18 protein-coding genes and 1 tRNA gene are annotated in these 15,169 nt (G+C 66.2%); 6 read left to right on the forward strand and 13 right to left on the reverse strand.

Features of this window, described 5'->3' with window-relative positions; translation table 11 throughout:
• The first annotated feature begins 65 nt into the window (after window positions 1-65).
• Both FHW58_RS18995 and FHW58_RS19000 read left to right on the forward strand, forming a co-directional pair.
• Window positions 66-539 (forward strand): group 1 truncated hemoglobin, encoded by a 474-nt coding sequence (locus FHW58_RS18995; RefSeq protein WP_179674741.1) that lies wholly within the window; start codon window positions 66-68, stop codon window positions 537-539.
• Window positions 540-557: 18 nt separating this feature from the next.
• Window positions 558-1,433, forward strand: a complete 876-nt coding sequence (locus FHW58_RS19000; protein WP_179674742.1) for a DUF3034 family protein — start codon at window positions 558-560, stop codon at window positions 1,431-1,433.
• On the opposite strand, the gene cynS is transcribed toward FHW58_RS19000, so the two are convergent.
• The 11 genes from cynS to FHW58_RS19055 form a co-directional block, all read right to left on the reverse strand.
• Window positions 1,430-1,873: a cyanase gene (cynS, locus tag FHW58_RS19005; protein WP_179674743.1), complete on the reverse strand. Its 444-nt coding sequence runs from the start codon at window positions 1,871-1,873 to the stop codon at window positions 1,430-1,432. The genes FHW58_RS19000 and cynS overlap by 4 nt on opposite strands.
• Before the next feature lie 12 nt (window positions 1,874-1,885).
• Window positions 1,886-2,665: an ABC transporter ATP-binding protein gene (locus tag FHW58_RS19010; protein ID WP_179674744.1), complete on the reverse strand. Its 780-nt coding sequence runs from the start codon at window positions 2,663-2,665 to the stop codon at window positions 1,886-1,888.
• Window positions 2,655-3,509, reverse strand: a complete 855-nt coding sequence (gene ntrB, locus FHW58_RS19015) for a nitrate ABC transporter permease (RefSeq protein WP_179674745.1) — start codon at window positions 3,507-3,509, stop codon at window positions 2,655-2,657. The genes FHW58_RS19010 and ntrB overlap by 11 nt, the downstream gene beginning before the upstream one ends.
• Window positions 3,509-4,885, reverse strand: coding sequence for a CmpA/NrtA family ABC transporter substrate-binding protein (locus tag FHW58_RS19020; RefSeq protein WP_179674746.1), 1,377 nt, complete (start codon window positions 4,883-4,885; stop codon window positions 3,509-3,511). Before FHW58_RS19020 ends, ntrB begins: the two co-directional genes overlap by 1 nt.
• An 82-nt stretch (window positions 4,886-4,967) precedes the next feature.
• Window positions 4,968-5,567 (reverse strand): response regulator transcription factor, encoded by a 600-nt coding sequence (locus FHW58_RS19025; protein ID WP_179674747.1) that lies wholly within the window; start codon window positions 5,565-5,567, stop codon window positions 4,968-4,970.
• Window positions 5,564-6,691 (reverse strand): PAS domain-containing sensor histidine kinase, encoded by a 1,128-nt coding sequence (locus tag FHW58_RS19030; protein ID WP_179674748.1) that lies wholly within the window; start codon window positions 6,689-6,691, stop codon window positions 5,564-5,566. The genes FHW58_RS19025 and FHW58_RS19030 overlap by 4 nt, the downstream gene beginning before the upstream one ends.
• A 6-nt stretch (window positions 6,692-6,697) precedes the next feature.
• Entirely contained in the window at window positions 6,698-7,210 is a 513-nt protein-coding gene (locus FHW58_RS19035; RefSeq protein ID WP_179674749.1) for a peroxiredoxin, read from the reverse strand.
• Entirely contained in the window at window positions 7,207-7,869 is a 663-nt protein-coding gene (locus tag FHW58_RS19040) for a BON domain-containing protein (protein ID WP_179674750.1), read from the reverse strand. Before FHW58_RS19040 ends, FHW58_RS19035 begins: the two co-directional genes overlap by 4 nt.
• Window positions 7,862-8,458, reverse strand: coding sequence for a phosphoheptose isomerase (locus tag FHW58_RS19045; RefSeq protein ID WP_179674751.1), 597 nt, complete (start codon window positions 8,456-8,458; stop codon window positions 7,862-7,864). Before FHW58_RS19045 ends, FHW58_RS19040 begins: the two co-directional genes overlap by 8 nt.
• A 57-nt stretch (window positions 8,459-8,515) precedes the next feature.
• Window positions 8,516-8,866, reverse strand: coding sequence for a YraN family protein (locus FHW58_RS19050; protein ID WP_179674752.1), 351 nt, complete (start codon window positions 8,864-8,866; stop codon window positions 8,516-8,518).
• Between the two features lie 7 nt (window positions 8,867-8,873).
• The gene (locus FHW58_RS19055; RefSeq protein WP_179674753.1) at window positions 8,874-10,289 is read right to left on the reverse strand and encodes a penicillin-binding protein activator; all 1,416 of its coding nucleotides are present in this window, start codon (window positions 10,287-10,289) and stop codon (window positions 8,874-8,876) included.
• A gap of 10 nt (window positions 10,290-10,299) precedes the next feature.
• On the opposite strand from FHW58_RS19055, the gene rsmI reads away from it, so the two are divergent.
• Window positions 10,300-11,208 carry a 16S rRNA (cytidine(1402)-2'-O)-methyltransferase gene (gene rsmI / locus FHW58_RS19060; RefSeq protein ID WP_179674754.1) on the forward strand — a complete coding sequence of 303 codons (909 nt, stop codon included), beginning with the start codon at window positions 10,300-10,302 and terminating at the stop codon, window positions 11,206-11,208.
• A 30-nt stretch (window positions 11,209-11,238) separates the two neighbouring features.
• On the opposite strand, the gene FHW58_RS19065 is transcribed toward rsmI, so the two are convergent.
• Entirely contained in the window at window positions 11,239-11,886 is a 648-nt protein-coding gene (locus FHW58_RS19065) for a hypothetical protein (RefSeq protein WP_179674755.1), read from the reverse strand.
• 75 nt (window positions 11,887-11,961) lie between these two features.
• On the opposite strand from FHW58_RS19065, the gene FHW58_RS19070 reads away from it, so the two are divergent.
• The 3 genes from FHW58_RS19070 to FHW58_RS19080 all read left to right on the forward strand — a co-directional run bounded on the left by FHW58_RS19070 (window position 11,962) and on the right by FHW58_RS19080 (window position 14,172).
• Window positions 11,962-12,038: transfer RNA gene (locus FHW58_RS19070), tRNA-Pro, on the forward strand.
• A 119-nt stretch (window positions 12,039-12,157) separates the two neighbouring features.
• Window positions 12,158-13,441: a sensor histidine kinase gene (locus FHW58_RS19075; RefSeq protein WP_179674756.1), complete on the forward strand. Its 1,284-nt coding sequence runs from the start codon at window positions 12,158-12,160 to the stop codon at window positions 13,439-13,441.
• Window positions 13,442-13,443: 2 nt separating this feature from the next.
• On the forward strand, window positions 13,444-14,172 hold the full coding sequence (locus FHW58_RS19080; protein WP_179674757.1) for a LytTR family DNA-binding domain-containing protein: 729 nt from the start codon (window positions 13,444-13,446) through the stop codon (window positions 14,170-14,172).
• 85 nt (window positions 14,173-14,257) lie between these two features.
• Here the strand turns inward: FHW58_RS19080 and FHW58_RS19085 are convergent, their stop codons facing one another.
• On the reverse strand, window positions 14,258-15,169 hold the full coding sequence (locus FHW58_RS19085) for a hydroxymethylglutaryl-CoA lyase (RefSeq protein WP_179674758.1): 912 nt from the start codon (window positions 15,167-15,169) through the stop codon (window positions 14,258-14,260).

A 15,169-nucleotide genomic window follows, 5' to 3' on the forward strand; every position in this document is an offset into this window, starting at 1 on the left:
GATAAATTGCAGTAAAGCCTAGCCCCCGCTGAATTCTCTTTATCGTTTTTTGTTCAAGGACTGATATGAAAAAATTCATCAAGCTGGTTGGCTGTGGCCTGCTGCTGGCCTCGGCGCTGGCGACGGCGCAAACACCCTACACCGAAGACTCGACCTACCGCGGCCTGGGCGGCAAGGAAGGTATCAAGAAGATCGTCGATAGCTTCCTGACGCTGGTGCTGGCCGACCCGCGCATCAAGGATAACTTCACCGATTTCGACATCCCGCAGCTAAACGTGCGCCTGCAGGAGCAGTTCTGCGAATTCTCCGGCGGCCCGTGCAAGTACACCGGCAAATACCATGACAAGGCGATGGAGGGCGTGGGCCCGGTGCGCGACATGAAGACCGTGCACCAGGACCTGAAGATCACCAACGCCATGTTCAACGCCCTGACCGAGGACCTGCAGATGGCGATGGAACAGCACAACGTGCCGAGCCACGTGGCGCTCAAGCTGGTGGCCAAGCTGGCGCCGATGCAGCGCGATATTGTCACCCAATAATCCGCCGGGAGCATAACAATGAAAAAATGGATACCAGCCTTGATGGCGGCATGCGTGTGCGCGGGCGCGGCGCAGGCGCAGGACATGGGCAAGCTGCTGGCCACCGGCGGCGTGTCGCAGGTGGAGGGCGCGGGCGGCGGCGGCATTACGCCGTGGGCGCTGATCACCAGCTACGGCACGCGCGACAGCTGGGGCGCCAACGCCCACTACACCTACATCGATACGCAGGACTATAAGCTGGGCAGCTACGGCGTGGCGGTCGGCCTGGCGGACCGGCTGGAGGTGTCGTTCGCCAACCAGGAATTCAAGGGCAGCCTGGCGCCGCTGGATAAGCTGAACATCAAGCAGGATATCGTCGGCCTCAAGCTCAAAGTGCTGGGCGACGCGGTGTATGAGCAGGACAGCTGGGTGCCGCAGGTGGCGGTCGGCGTCATGTACAAGAAGAACAAGGGCGTGCGCGGGCTGGAGGCGCTGGGCGTCACCAACGTCAAGCAGCTGGGCGCCAAGGACGATCACGGCTATGACTACTACGTCTCCGCCACCAAGATCTACCTGGAATACAGCCTGCTGCTGAACGCCACGCTGCGCGCCACGCGCGCCAACCAGATGGGCCTCCTCGGCTTCGGCGGCGACCGCAATGACGATACGCGGCTGATGCCAGAGTTCTCGGCCGCGTACCTCATCAACCGCAAGCTGGCGCTGGGCGCCGAGTACCGCCGCAAGCCGCACAATCTCGGCGTGGACAACGAGAAGGCGTATTACGACGCCTTCCTCGCCTGGTTCCCGACCAAGAACGTGTCGGTGACGGCGGCCTACGCCAACCTGGGCGACATCACTGTCTTCAATCCGAAGAAGCAGAAGGGCTTGTACCTGTCGGTGCAGGCGGGCTTCTAGTAGGTTTTGTACGGCAGGAATTTGCCGCTCAGGACCACCTGCACCCGGTCGCCTTTCGGATCGGCTTCGCGCTGGATATCCATCGAGAAGTCGATCGCGCTCATGATGCCGTCGCCGAATTCCTCGTGGATCAATTCCTTGATGGTGGTGCCGTACACGCTGACGATTTCGTACCAGCGGTAGATCAGCGGGTCGGTCGGCACGGCGCTCGGCAGCGAGCCCTTGTACGGCACGATCTGCAACCAGGCAGCTTCCTCGTCGGTGAGGTCGAACAGTTCCTGCGCCTTGTCGGCCTGCACGCGGCTGAAGGTCATCTGGCCGAGCAGCGCGGCGGTGGTCCACTCCTTGCTCTGGCCGAACTCCTTGGCCAGGTCGGCCCAGCGCAGGCCCTTGGCCACTTTGGCCGAGATTATTTTTTGCGTGACTTGGTTGCGGTCCATGGGGTTTCTCCTTTAGTTGGAACGGTGGACGAGGAAGTCCACCAGGTGATTGCGTAAGGGGTAGAACTGGGGATCGTGGTGCATGCCGGCGCGCGTGCGGTCCTTCGGCAGCGGGTTGGCGACGACTTCCGCGATGCGCGCGCGCGGACCGTTCGACATCAGCATGATCTTGTCCGACAGCAGAATCGCTTCGTCCACATCGTGCGTGATCATGAACACGGTTTGATGGGTGGCGGCGCAGATCTTCAGCAGTTCGTCCTGGATCACACCGCGCGTCAGCGCGTCCAGCGCGCCAAAGGGTTCGTCCAGCAACAGCATTTTCGGCTCGATGGAAAACGCGCGGGCGATGCCGACGCGCTGCTTCATGCCGCCCGAGAGTTCGGCCGGCTTCTTGTGCTCCGCGTGCGCCAGGCCGACCATGGCGATGAAGCGTTTCGCATGGTCGGTCATCTCGGCCTTGCTCCACTGCGGGTAACGCGACTGCACGGCGAACAGCACGTTCTCCAGCACCGTCAGCCACGGCATCAGCGCGTGCCCCTGGAATACCACGCCGCGTTCCAGCCCGGGGCCGCTGATGGCGCGGTTATTCATGAAGGCGTGGCCCTCGGAGGCCGACTCCAGCCCGGCCAGTACATTCAGGATGGTCGATTTGCCGCAGCCGGAATGGCCGATGACGCAGACGAATTCGCCCTGCTCGATGTCGAAGGAGACGTTTTCAAACACCGGCGGCGCCGATGGCACGTAGCGCTTGGCCAGGCCCTGCACGCGCAGGAAGGGGATGTTATTCGACATAGGTCACCAGTTTTTGCAGTCGGCCCAGCGCCAGGTCCAGCAGCATGCCCACCACGCCGATCAGCACGATGGCGAACAGCACGCTGGTCAGCGACAGGTTGTTCCATTCATTCCAGACGAAGTAGCCAATGCCGGTGCCGCCCACCAGCATTTCAGCGGCCACGATGACCAGCCAGGCGATGCCCATCGAGATGCGCATGCCGGTGAGGATGGTCGGCGCGGCGGCCGGCAGGATCACGCGGCGCGCGGTACGCAGCGGGCCGACTTCCAGCGTGCGCGCGACGTTGAGCCAGTCGCGCCGCACCGAGGCCACGCCAAAGGCGGTGTTCATCAGCATTGGCCACAGCGCGCAGATGAAGATGACGAACATGCCGGATAGCGACGAGTCCTTGATGGTGTACAGCGCCAGCGGCATCCACGCCAGCGGCGAAATCGGCTTGATGATCTGCACGTAGGGATTGAGCGCGCGCTGCATCAGCGGCGACATGCCGAGCACAAAGCCGACCGGTATCGCCACCAGCGCCGCGCACAGGAAGCCGATGCCGACCCGCGCCAGCGAGTAGCCGAGCTGGATGCCGATGCCCTTGTCGTTTGGGCCGTTGTCATAGAACGGATGGGCGAGGTGGCCGGCGGCGGCGCGGGCGAATTCCAGCGGCGTGGGGAAGCCGCCGCCGCTCTTCGGCGCCTCGACGCTTTTGCCCATCAGCGCGGCGTACTCCGCATCGGCGGCTGAGATGGTGGCGGCGGGCGCCGCCGGCAGCGTGGCCAGATGCCAGGCGCCGACGATCAGCAGCAACAGCAGCAGCGACACCAGCGCCGCGCGCAGGGTGAGGGAGGTGCGCATCAACGGCTGCTCCGCTTGATGGCGAAGCTGTCGGCGTAGGCCGCCGGCTTGGCCGGATCGAACACCTTGCCCATCACCGTGATCGGCTTGTTGACGCCCTGCGGCACCGGCTGGCCGAGTTCCTTCATGTGCTTCTTGGCGTCGGTCAGCAGCAGCACTTTCTCGGTGATGCCCTTGTAGTCGACGTCGTCCTTGATGTAGCCCCAGCGCTTCATCTGCGTCAGTATCCACACCCCCATCGACTGCCATGGCACCGGGTCGAAGCCGGCGCGGTCCGGCACGTTGCGCACGTTGCCCAGGCCATCGGCGAATTTGCCGGTGAGGACCTGCGTGACCACCGTCTCCGGCTGGTTCAGGTAGGCCGCCGGCGAAATCACCTTGGCCACCAGCGCGCGGTGCTGCGGGTCGTTGGCCATGGCGGCGGCGGTCAGCACCGCGCGGAACAGCGCGGCGAAGGTGTTGGGATTCTGGCGCACGAAGTCGTCCGGCGCACCGAAGGCGCAGCACGGGTGGCCGTCCCAGATCTCTTTCGACAGGATGTGGATGAAGCCCACTTCGTCATACACGGCGCGCTGGTTGAACGGGTCTGGGCCGAGGAAGCCATCGATGTTCCCGGCGCGCAGATTGGCCACCATCTCCGGCGGCGGCGTCACGCGCAGCTGCACGTCGCGGTCGGGGTCGAGGCCATGCTCCGCCAGGTAGTAGCGCAGCAGGTAGTTGTGCATCGAGTACTCGAACGGAATCGCCAGTTTGAAGCCCTTCCACTGCTTCGGATCGCGCTTGTCCTTGTGCTTCACGTGCAGCGTGATGGCCTGGCCGTTGATGTTCTGGATGGTGGCGATGCGCATCGGCTGCGGCGTGGCGCCGCCCAGGCCAAGCGACATCGCCAGCGGCATCGGCGACAGGAAGTGCGAGGCGTCATGTTCCTTGTTGATGATCTTGTCGCGGATGAGAGCCCAGCCGGCGGTCTTGTTGAGCGTGACGTTGAGGCCCTGCTTGCGGTAGAAGCCCAGCGGATCGGCCATGATCAGTGGCGCCGCGCAGGTGATGGCGATGAAGCCGATCTTCAGGTCCTTTTTCTCCAGCGCGCCATTGGCGCCACTGGTTTCCTGCGCCATGGCCTGCAGGGCGCCCAGCGGCAGCACGCTGGCGATGGCGGCGCGGGCGGTGTTGGCGCCGACCGCGCGCAGGAAGTCGCGGCGCTGCCGCGCGCTGGGGAACATGGCGCGCAGCAGCGATTCCTCGACCACCTCGTTGCTCAGTTGTTCGACGGAGGCGGCTGGTTCATCGGCCGCGTGTTCGGCGGCGCTGGCGTGACGCCCGCAGCCGCAGGCCAGGGCCGGGCGGTCGGCGTCATAGGAACGAAAGATCGACATGGACTACTCCCTGTAGTGGTTATGTCGATCTCTGCTCGCAAGCGCCGGGCCACCGGCCGGCGGTTGTAGTGCTTCCCCTACATTACACTTTGATCAGCTGGTGCTGCACGGCGTACAGGGCGATGCCGACGTCGTTGCTGGTGCCGGTCTTTTCCAGGATGCGTGCACGATAAGTGCTCACGGTGTTGGAGCTGACGCCCAATTCCAGTGCAATCTGGCCGACGCTGCGGCCGGCGGCGATGGCCTCGAACACCTGGTATTCGCGCTGCGACAGCGTCTCGTGCGGCAGCTTGGGGCTGTCGCCCGGCGCCAGCGAGCCGCCGTCGGCGACGCGGCGGATGGCGTCCAGCAGCTCGTCGGCGTCGGCGCTTTTATTCAGGTAGCCGGCGGCGCCCAGCTTGTAGCAGCGCAGCGCGTACTGCTTTTCCGGATAGGTGGACAGCATCAGCACCGGCAGGCGCGGCGCGCGGCGCTTCAGTTCCGCCAGCACCTCCAGGCCGTCCTGCACCGGCAGCGCGATATCCAGCAGCACCATGTCGATGGCCAGGATGCCGGCCTGGCGCAAGGCCTCCGGGCCGTCGGCGCATTCGCCGGCCACTTCGATATCGCCGCTGTCGGCGATGATCTGCTTCAGGCCCGCGCGCACCACGCGGTGGTCGTCGCACAGCAGCACGCGGATCATGCCGCGCTCCGCAGCGGCATCGTCAACCGCACCAGCGTGCCGGCGCCGTCGTCGCCGCGCGTGATGTCCAGCGCGCCGCCGAAGTGCAGCGCGCGCTCGCGCATGCCCATCACGCCGTAGGCGCCGTGATCGTTCAGCTGGGCGGCGGGCGCGCCCACGCCGTTGTCCGCCACTTCCATCCGCAGCTCGTGCGGCAGCAAGTGGATGCGGATGCGCGCCGCGCTGGCGCCGGAATGGCGCGCCACGTTGCTCAGCATCTCCTGGAAGATGCGGAACACGGCGGTGGCCTGCTGCGCCTCCGGCGCCGGCGCGTCGGGCGCGGCGACGATGTCGGCGTCGCAGACGATTTCGGTGGCGTCGGCAAATTCCTGCAACTGCCATTCCAGCGCCGCCACCAGGCCCTGGTGGTCGAGGATGGAGGGACGCAGGTCGGTGATGATGCGGCCGACGTCCTCCACCGCGCGTTCGATCAGGCGGTTCATGGTCTGGCACTTGTCGGCCACCGGCTCGCGGTCGCTGACGCGGCGGGCGATCCAGTTGACGTCGAACTTCAGCGCCACCAGCAGGCTGCCCAGTTCATCGTGGATTTCGCGCGCGATGCGCTTGCGTTCCTGCTCGCGCACCGCCTCGGTGTGGGCCGACAGCTGGCGCAGTTGCAGCAGCGCCTGCGACAGTTCGGCGGTGCGCTCGGCCACGCGCTGTTCCAGCTCCAGGCGGGCGCGTTGCAGCGCGTCCTCGGTCTGTTTGCGCTGGGTGATGTCGGTGAAGGTGATGACGGCGCCGCGCACCGCGCCCTGGTCGATCACCGGGTGCGACGAGTATTCGGCGTTGAAGCGGCTGCCATCGGCGCGCCAGAACACTTCCTGGTCGTTGCGGCACGGGCGGCCGGTGCGGAAGGCCAGGAAGATCGGACATTGCGTCTCTTCGTAGTGGCTGCCGTCGGGATGGGAGTGGTGGATCAGGTCATGCATGTTCCGGCCCAGCACCTGGTCGGTGCTGTAGCCGAGGATGTCGGCGCCGGCGCGGTTGATGAAGGTGCAGCGGCCGTCCAGATCGACGCCGAACATGCCGTCGCCGGTGGATTCAAGCAGCAGCGTCAGCTTGTCGTGCCATGCCGCCTGCATGGCCGCTCAGCTCTTCAGCGATTCCGCCAGCAGCTTGTGCAGCGCCGCGAAGTCCGGCTCGCCCAGGTAGCGCTTGAGGATCTTGCCGTCCTTGCCGATGACGAAGGTGGTCGGCGTCATCGCCACGTTGCCATAGGCCTTGGCGGCCGAGCCGTCGACGTCCAGCGCCACCTTGAACGGCAGCTGGCGCGTTTCGGCGTAGTTGGCCACGTAGTTGGCCGGGTCGTAGCTCATGGCCACGGCCACGAATTCCAGGCCCTGGCCCTTGAACTTGTTGTAGGTGTCGACCATCTTCGGCATCTCGCCCACGCAGGTGGTGCACGAGGTGGCCCAGAAGTTGACCATGACGACCTTGCCCTTCAGGCTTTCCGGCGTGATCTTCTCGCCCTTGAGACTGATGAAGGCGACTTGCGGCGCCACCTCGCGCTGGCCCAGCGCGGTGTAGGCGGCCAGGCCGATGGCGGCAATCGCCACGGCGGCGATCACCGGCTTGATCCAGGCGCGCGATGAAGTACTCATGGTGTGCTCTGCGTGTTGGTGTTGGCGGGTTTGGGCTGGTACTGCTTCCACTCTTCCTCGGTGATGTATTCGAACACCTTGACCACCTTCATCACGCCGCTGACGCCGCGCGCGATGTCGGCCGCCTGCTGCCCTTCGCGCTGGGTCACGCGGCCCTGCAGGTAGACCACGCCGCGCTCGGTGACGACCTGGAAGGAGTTGGCGGAAATGTCCTTGGCGTCGACCAGGCTGGCCTTGACCTTGGTGGTGATCAGCGTGTCGCTGGAGCGCGAGGTGTAGCTCGACGGGCCGGCGATTTCCAGTTCGTTGATGACGTCGATCACGCCCTCGATGCCGCGTACTTCGCGCTCGACGGCGGCCTTCATGGCCTCGTCGCGCACCTCGCCGGTCAGCAGGGCGCGGCGGTTGAAGCTGTTGATGTTGACGTGGCCGGCGTCGCCGGTGACGTTGTTGATCTTGATGGCGCCCTTGACCTCGATCGCGCGGTCTTCCGTCTGGGCGCCGAAGGTGCGGCGGTCGGAGGCCGCCAGCGTTCCGGAAATCGCTCCGCCCGCGACCAGCGCGACGCAGCCCGACAGCGAGGCCAGCATGGCGCCGCACAGCACGCTCATCGCCAGCGGACGTTGTACCTGTTTCCAGATAGCGCTGGATTTACTCATTCACATCTCCTCCGAACAGCGCGACGTCGATGCCGTCGCAAATAGCATGGATGGACACCAGGTGGACTTCCTGGATACGGGCGGTACGGTCGTGCGGCACGCAGATATGGACGTCGGCGTCGGTCAGCATCTTGCCGATGGCGCCGCCGCCCTTGCCGGTCAGCGCCACCACGCGCATCTCGCGCTCCAGCGCCGCCTCGATCGCGGCCATGACGTTGGCCGAGTTGCCCGAGGTGGAGAACGCCATCAGGATGTCGCCGGCCTGGCCGTAGGCCTGCACCTGCTTCGAGAAAATCTCGCGGTAGCTGTAATCGTTGGCCACCGCCGTCAGGATCGAGGTGTCGGTGGTCAGCGCGATGGCCGGCAGCGGGAAGCGCTCGCGTTCGAAGCGCCCCACCAGCTCGGCCGCGAAGTGCTGCGAGTCGGCCGCCGAACCGCCATTGCCGCAGACCAGAATCTTGTTGCCATTGGACAGGGCCGTGAACATCATCTCGATCGCTTGCGCAATGTGCGGCGCGAGGACGGTCGCGGACTGGATTTTAGTTTCGGCACTTTCGTGGAAGTGCGCCAGGATGCGTTGATTAGTCATAGTGTGCTGATTATAGTGCAGTCGTCCTGCGGACCGGACAAGCGCTGTTAAAAATGCTTACATCTCCAGCGCATTTTGCATCCAGGATAACTTTTCCTGGTCGATGGCGACCACGTCGAAGCGGCACGGCGGCGGGATTTTGTGGCGCAACAGATAATATTGCGCGGCGCGCAGCAGGCGCTGCTGCTTGGCCGGGGTGACGCTGTAGACCGCGCCGCCGAAGTGGCTGCTGGCGCGCTGGCGCACTTCCACGAACACCAGCAGCGGCCCGTCCTGCATGATCAGGTCGATTTCCCCGGATTTGCAGAGGAAATTGCGCTCCAGCAGCGTCAGGCCGTGGGCCTGGAGGTGGGCCAGCGCCCGGTCCTCGCCCTGCCGGCCCAGCCGCTGCTGTGGGGTGCGCGGCATGACATCCTCATGGACGCACCGGCTGCGGCGCGCCGTTCTGGTAGATGGCCGACTGTTCCACCCGCTCGAAGCTGGCCGGGCCCTGGCCGAAATCGACGGTCAGCTTGCCGGTCACGCCGTCGAGCTGGAAGCGGCCGGCCGGGTGGCGGCCGATTTCGCGGGCGACGCGGAAGGCGTCGATGCCGAGCGCGTACAGGCGCGTCATGTCGGCGCTGCCGACGCCGCTCTGCAGCGGACGCGGGTAGACCATCACCGCCGGATGGTCGCGCTGCACTTGCCACGGCAGGTCCAGCAGGCGCACGCCATCCAGGTCCTGCGCCGGGAAGTTGGCGCCGCTGCCCGGATTGAGTGCCGAGGTGCCGTAGATCGGCAGACTGGCGAACTGGCCGTCGGGCGCCGATGGCGGCGGCGCCGGCAGCGCGTCGGCGGTGCTGAAGGTGGGGTTGGTCGGCTCGGTGCTGGCGGCGCTGGCCAGGGCCAGGCGCAGTTGGCGGGTCTGGTCGGCGCCCATGGCCGAGAACAGCAGCGCCGGCAGGCTCTGGCGCAAGGTGGCGCGCAGCTGCACCAGTTCCGGATCGCTGAGGTAGCCGTCCGGCGCGCTCAGCTCGATGGTGCGGACCGGGCGGCCCAGCCGCTGCCACTGGCCGGCGAAGGCAGCCGCCACCCGGCGCTGCCAGGCGGAGTTGGTGGTCAGCACCAGCGCGGCGCCGTCCGGCTGGTCGGCGTTGGCCCATTGCGCGGCCTGGCGCGCCTCTTCCTCGATCGACAGGCCGATTGCCACCATGTTCTGCGGCAGCGGCGCGGCGCCCGGCTGGCCGTAGCCCTCCGGCGTGTTGAGGGCGATGGTCGGCTTGCTGACCAGCGCGCTGGACGCGACCGTGGCCACGGCCGCGCGCGACAGCGGGCCGACCACGATGTCGTGGTCTTGCAGCGCGTGGGCGTAGGCGGACAGGATGTCCTGCGGCACGTCGCCGGTGTCGATGACGTTGACGGTGATGTTGGCGCGGTCGCGCTCCCACGCGGCCATGAAGCCGGCGCGCACCGAATCGGCGGCGGCGCCCAGCGTTTCCGAGCGCAGCGGCAGCAGCAGGCCGATGCGGACCGGCGTGTCGGGCGGCAGGGCGTTGTAGTCGACGTCGCGCACGGCGGCCGGCGGCTCGGCCTTGGGCGGCAACTGGGCGCGGTCCTCGTCCGTGACGCCGGCCGCGCCCGGCAGGCTGATGGCAAAGACCTCGGCCGGCGGCGGGGTAGGCTCGGGCGGCGGCTTGGGCAGCGGAGGCGGCGGCACCGGCACGGGCGGCGGCGCACTTGTTTTTGCGGTCTGGGGCGCGCACAATCCACCCGGCGCGTCGCAAAACGGCGTGCTGCATGCACTCAGCGCCGCGGCGGCCATGCACAGCAGCGTCAACCTCACACTATTCATCCTACCCCCAATGAGCGACATCGTATCCAGTTCCATCGCCAGCCTGCCCGTCATGGGCGAAACGGCGCACCAGACCTATCCTAGCGCAACCTTGTACGTTGTGGCGACCCCCATAGGGAATGTGACGGATATTAGCCTGCGCGCGCTGCACGTTTTGAGCCTGGTCAATGCTGTGGCATGCGAGGACACGCGCAACACCGCCACGCTGATGGGCCGCTTCGGCCTGCACAAGCCGCTGATTGCCGCGCATCAGCACAACGAGCGCGAGGCGGCCGAGACGCTGATCGCCCGCCTGCAGGCCGGCGAGCGGATCGCGCTGGTGTCGGACGCCGGCACGCCGGCGGTGTCCGATCCGGGCGCACGGATTGTCGACGCGGTGCGGGCGGCCGGGCTGCGGGTGCTGCCGTTGCCGGGGGCGTCGGCGGCGGTGACGGCCCTGTCGGCCAGCGGGCTGGTGAACGACCAGTTTTACTTTGTCGGCTTTCTGCCGGCCAAGGCCAAGCAGCGCGAGAATTTCCTCGGCACCCTGCGGGCGGTGACGGCCACCATGGTGTTCTACGAGGCGCCGCACCGGATTCTCGACTGCGCCAGCGCGCTGGCGTCGGTATTTGAGCCGACCCGGCAGGTGGTGTTTGCGCGCGAGCTGACCAAGATGTTCGAGGAAATCCACCGTTGCCCGCTGTCCGAGGCGGAAGCGTGGATCAAGGCCGATGGCCACCGGGAGAAGGGAGAATTCGTCGTGCTGCTGGAGGGCGCGGCCCCGGCCGATGACGAAAACGACGCCGAGGCGGACCGCATCCTGCAGATTTTGCTGGCGGAACTGCCTGTCAAACAGGCAGCGGGACTGGCCGCACAGATCACCGGCCGCAAGAAAAACGCGCTGTACGACCGCGCGCTGGCGCTGAAAAACGACGATTAACGCCGCGCCCGCGCCGGAACGACGGGGTGGCTAAAACTTGCAGTGCTTGTCGAACGCCCACACCAGCGGCGCCAGCAAGCCCATGCCGGCGCCCTTTTGCAGGCAATCGCCCTTCTTGGCACTGGCGATGCCTTTTTGCAGCTGCGTCTGGTTGTCCTCCGGATACAGCGGATGATCGTCGAGCTGCGCCACCGGCAGGCCGGCGCGCGCCGGATCCTTCTCGCTGGCCACCTTGCGGGCGGTCTTCAGCGCCGCGTTCATGTCGAACTGCCTGGGCTGCAGCTCCGGATGGAGCGGATCGGGCGCGGGCGGCAGCGTGATCGCCTGCGCTTCCGCCGGCCTGGCCTGTACCGCGACAGCGTCCGGCGGCGGCTCGGCGGCGCGCGGCGTGGCTGGCATCGTCTGCGCCGGCGCGTTGCGCGCGCGCGGGGCTGCCTTGGCGACGTCCGGCTTCTCGCGCTGCGGCGGTGGCGGTTCCACTTTGGCAACGATCTGCGGCGGCTTGGCCGGCTGCAGCCACACCGTCATCGTCCGCGCCGGCTGCTGGTGCTCGGGCGGCCTGGACAAGCGGTAACCGAACAACAGCACCGCGTGCAGTACCAGCGACACCGCGACGCCGGCCGCAATGCCCGGGCGCCGGCGCCGGTCGGATTGATCAAATGAAAAAGTTGCACTCATGGTCGGGAAATCATAGCACCAAAATTTGGCGGGCACTTGACGGCCTCCCCGCCAGCCTGTATTATCTTGCTTCTTCGGAGTGTAGCGCAGCCCGGTAGCGCATCTGGTTTGGGACCAGAGGGTCCAAGGTTCGAATCCTTGTACTCCGACCAAAATCTAAAAACCCTGTTTGATGGCAACGTCAAACAGGGTTTTTTCCTATTCGTGCCCGATTTTGGCCCCTTCGTCGCATGGGCCGTCGCGCCGCCCCACCGCCGCTAGAATGGATGTGATGAATACGACACCCTTCTACCGCCATCCTCCAACCGTCGAGCACGACCCGGCGCTGGTGCGACGCTATTACTGGCAGTCGCTGCTGCGCATCTGGTCCGCCATCGCGATCTTCGTCCTGTGCTTCATGGCGCTGGTGACGGCGCTGTATTCGTCGGCGAGCGCGCGCACGGGCATGCATTTCGGCTGGAACTGGATGGCGCTGTTCACCGTCGTCTGGCCGGCGCTGATTCCTTCGATTGGCGTCGCCAGCAACGTGCGCCGCCGCCTGAACGAACTGTCCGAGGCTGGCACGCCGCTCACCGCCGAGATGATCAGCTCCCGTCCACGCCGCGTGGTGCTGTCGCCGCTTGATCCGCTCAGCACCTACCACCTGTGCGCGGAAACGCTGTCCGGCCTCGCGGTCGGCATGGCGCTCGGCTACGGCGGCCCGGCCGTGTTCCGTCACTCGCCGTTCAGCGGCAAGATCGTGCTGGGACCATGGCGTCCGCTGTGGCTGGGCCGCAGCACCGAAGTGGTGGTGGCCGGCGAACCGGGCCAGCAGGTTGAGGTGCGCATCCGCCGCCGCTTCGGCGTCAACTTCTTCTGCGTGCAGCGTGGCGAGGCGCTGCATGCGGTGGACACCATCGCCACGCACCTGCAATCGCAACTGGAACAGCGCGACCGCGCGCTGCGCGCCGTCAAGCGCGAACAGGAACTGGAACGCGCCGCGCTGCAAGCGCGCCTGACCGCTCTGCAGGCCCAGGTCGAGCCGCACTTTTTATTCAACACGCTGGCCAACCTCAAATACCTGGTGCGCACCGACGCCGACACCGCGCAGCAGATGCTGGACCACCTGGTCGGCTACCTGCAAAACGCGCTACCCGACATGCGCTCTGTGTCGTCGACGCTGGAACGCGAGCTGGCGCTGGCACGCAGCTACCTGTCCATCATGCAGATCCGCATGGGCCAGCGTCTGCGCTTCCGCATCGATGCCGACGCCGCCGCGCGCGCCCATACCTTCCCGCCGGCGATGCTGATCTCGCTGGTGGAAAACGCCGTCAAGCACGGACTGGAACGCGCCAGCCGGCCGGGCGACATCACCATCACCGCCGCGCTGCGCGACGGCGAACTGCGGGTGCAGGTGTGCGATGATGGCGTCGGACTCACCGAGCAGATGGGCCAGGGCTTCGGGCTGGCCAACATCCATGAGCGTCTGCAATTGCTGTATGGCGAGCGCGCGTCGCTGTCGGTGGCGGCGTCGGAACAAGGCGGCGTGCTGGCCACGCTGATCATCAAGGAGTAAGCATGCCGATCGCATTGATCGTGGAAGACGAACCGCTGCTGATGGCGGAACTGCGCGACCAGCTAGCCGCGTTGTGGCCGGAACTGGACATTGCCGGCCATGCGGAAAACGGCGTGGAAGCGGTCTCGCTGCTGGAAGCGCTGAAGCCGGACGTGGTTTTCCTTGACATCCAGATCCCCGGCCTGACCGGTATCGACGTCGCGCGCCACGTGAGCGAGCAGACGCGGATCGTGTTCGTCACCGCGTATGCCGAGCATGCGGTGCAGGCCTTCGAGGCGGATGCGGTGGACTACATCGTCAAGCCGGTGACGGCGGCGCGGCTGCTGCAAACGGTGAAGCGGCTGAAAACGCGCAGCGCGGCGCCGGTGCCGCCAGGCGTGTGGCAGCAAGTGGCGCCGGCGCCGGTGCAGCATCTGAAGTGGATCAAGGCGTCGGCCGGCAACACGGTGCGGCTGGTGATGGTGCGCGACGTGCAGTTCTTCCAGTCGGACGGCAAATACACGCGCGTGGTGACGCAGGAAGGCGAAGCGCTGATACGGCTGCCGCTGAAAACCCTGATCGAACAGCTGGACCCGGCGCAGTTCACGCAAGTGCACCGCGGCGCCATCGTCAACCTGGAAGCGATCGACCGCATCGAGCGCGATGGCACCGGCATGGAAATCCGCATCAAAGGCCGCAACGACAAGCTCGCCGTCAGCGACGCCTACACCCGCCAGTTCCGCCAGATGTAAAAACAACCGGGGTCAGTGCCGACATTCGGACATTTCGCTGACGAAATGTCCGAATGTCGGCACTGACCCCGGTTTTCCGGGACGACTAGCCGGCGCGTTTGGCGGCGATGGCGTTGCCGGCGCGGCTGGCGCCTTTGCGGCCGAGGAATTGCGAGATGAACTGGCCCGCATCCACCACGATGTCGAGATCGACGCCGGTCTCGATGCCCAGCCCCTGCATCATGTACAGCACATCCTCGGTGGCGACATTGCCGGTCGCGCCCTTGGCGTACGGGCAGCCGCCCAGTCCCGACACCGACGAGTGGTAAATCGCGATGCCCAGCTCCAGGCTGGCGTAGATGTTGGCCAGTGCCTGGCCATAGGTGTCATGGAAGTGGCCGGACAAAGCATCCACGCGGAACTCGCGGATGGCGCGCTCCATCACCGCCTGCGTCTTGCGCGGCGTGGCCACGCCGATGGTATCGGCGATGTCGATTTCGTCGCAGCCCAGGTCGCGCATGCGGCCCACCACGTCCGCCACCGCGTCCAGCGGCACCTCGCCCTGATACGGGCAGCCGAAGGCGCAGCTGATGCTGCCGCGCAGACGAATGCCGTTGTCCTTGGCCGCCCTGGCCACACCCTCGAAGCGCGCGATCGACTCGGCGATCGAGCAATTGATGTTCTTTTGCGAGAACGCTTCCGACGCCGAGCCGAAAATCACCACTTCGTCCGCGCGCGCCGCCCGCGCCGCTTCAAAGCCCTGCATGTTCGGCGTCAGCGCGGAGTAGATCACGCCCGGTTTGCGCGTGATGGCCGCCATCACCTCGGCGCTGGTGGCCATCTGCGGCACCCACTTCGGCGACACGAAGGCCGCCGCCTCAATGTTGCGGAAGCCGGCGCTGGTGAGACGGTTCACCAGCTCGATCTTGACCTCGGCCGGAACGTTTTCCTTTTCATTTTGCAGGCCGTCGCGCGGACCCACTTCAACGATGTTGACTTGCTTCGGTAAGCTGCTCAT

Origin of the sequence: Duganella sp. 1224 (assembly GCF_013408245.1) — a bacterium.
Taxonomy (GTDB): Bacteria; Pseudomonadota; Gammaproteobacteria; order Burkholderiales; family Burkholderiaceae_D; genus Rugamonas.

Coding starts and splice junctions, on each gene's coding strand:
- ntrB (WP_179674745.1), bottom strand. CDS start 3,509: ATGCGCACCTCCCTCACCCTGCGCGCGGCGCTGGTGTCGCTGCTGCTG.
- FHW58_RS19055 (WP_179674753.1), bottom strand. CDS start 10,289: ATGAATAGTGTGAGGTTGACGCTGCTGTGCATGGCCGCCGCGGCGCTG.
- rsmI (WP_179674754.1), top strand. CDS start 10,300: ATGAGCGACATCGTATCCAGTTCCATCGCCAGCCTGCCCGTCATGGGC.
- FHW58_RS19020 (WP_179674746.1), bottom strand. CDS start 4,885: ATGTCGATCTTTCGTTCCTATGACGCCGACCGCCCGGCCCTGGCCTGC.
- FHW58_RS19025 (WP_179674747.1), bottom strand. CDS start 5,567: ATGATCCGCGTGCTGCTGTGCGACGACCACCGCGTGGTGCGCGCGGGC.
- FHW58_RS19080 (WP_179674757.1), top strand. CDS start 13,444: ATGCCGATCGCATTGATCGTGGAAGACGAACCGCTGCTGATGGCGGAA.
- FHW58_RS19065 (WP_179674755.1), bottom strand. CDS start 11,886: ATGAGTGCAACTTTTTCATTTGATCAATCCGACCGGCGCCGGCGCCCG.
- FHW58_RS19030 (WP_179674748.1), bottom strand. CDS start 6,691: ATGCAGGCGGCATGGCACGACAAGCTGACGCTGCTGCTTGAATCCACC.
- FHW58_RS19045 (WP_179674751.1), bottom strand. CDS start 8,458: ATGACTAATCAACGCATCCTGGCGCACTTCCACGAAAGTGCCGAAACT.
- FHW58_RS19050 (WP_179674752.1), bottom strand. CDS start 8,866: ATGCCGCGCACCCCACAGCAGCGGCTGGGCCGGCAGGGCGAGGACCGG.
- FHW58_RS19040 (WP_179674750.1), bottom strand. CDS start 7,869: ATGAGTAAATCCAGCGCTATCTGGAAACAGGTACAACGTCCGCTGGCG.
- FHW58_RS19010 (WP_179674744.1), bottom strand. CDS start 2,665: ATGTCGAATAACATCCCCTTCCTGCGCGTGCAGGGCCTGGCCAAGCGC.
- cynS (WP_179674743.1), bottom strand. CDS start 1,873: ATGGACCGCAACCAAGTCACGCAAAAAATAATCTCGGCCAAAGTGGCC.
- FHW58_RS19085 (WP_179674758.1), bottom strand. CDS start 15,169: ATGAGCAGCTTACCGAAGCAAGTCAACATCGTTGAAGTGGGTCCGCGC.
- FHW58_RS19000 (WP_179674742.1), top strand. CDS start 558: ATGAAAAAATGGATACCAGCCTTGATGGCGGCATGCGTGTGCGCGGGC.
- FHW58_RS19075 (WP_179674756.1), top strand. CDS start 12,158: ATGAATACGACACCCTTCTACCGCCATCCTCCAACCGTCGAGCACGAC.
- FHW58_RS18995 (WP_179674741.1), top strand. CDS start 66: ATGAAAAAATTCATCAAGCTGGTTGGCTGTGGCCTGCTGCTGGCCTCG.
- FHW58_RS19035 (WP_179674749.1), bottom strand. CDS start 7,210: ATGAGTACTTCATCGCGCGCCTGGATCAAGCCGGTGATCGCCGCCGTG.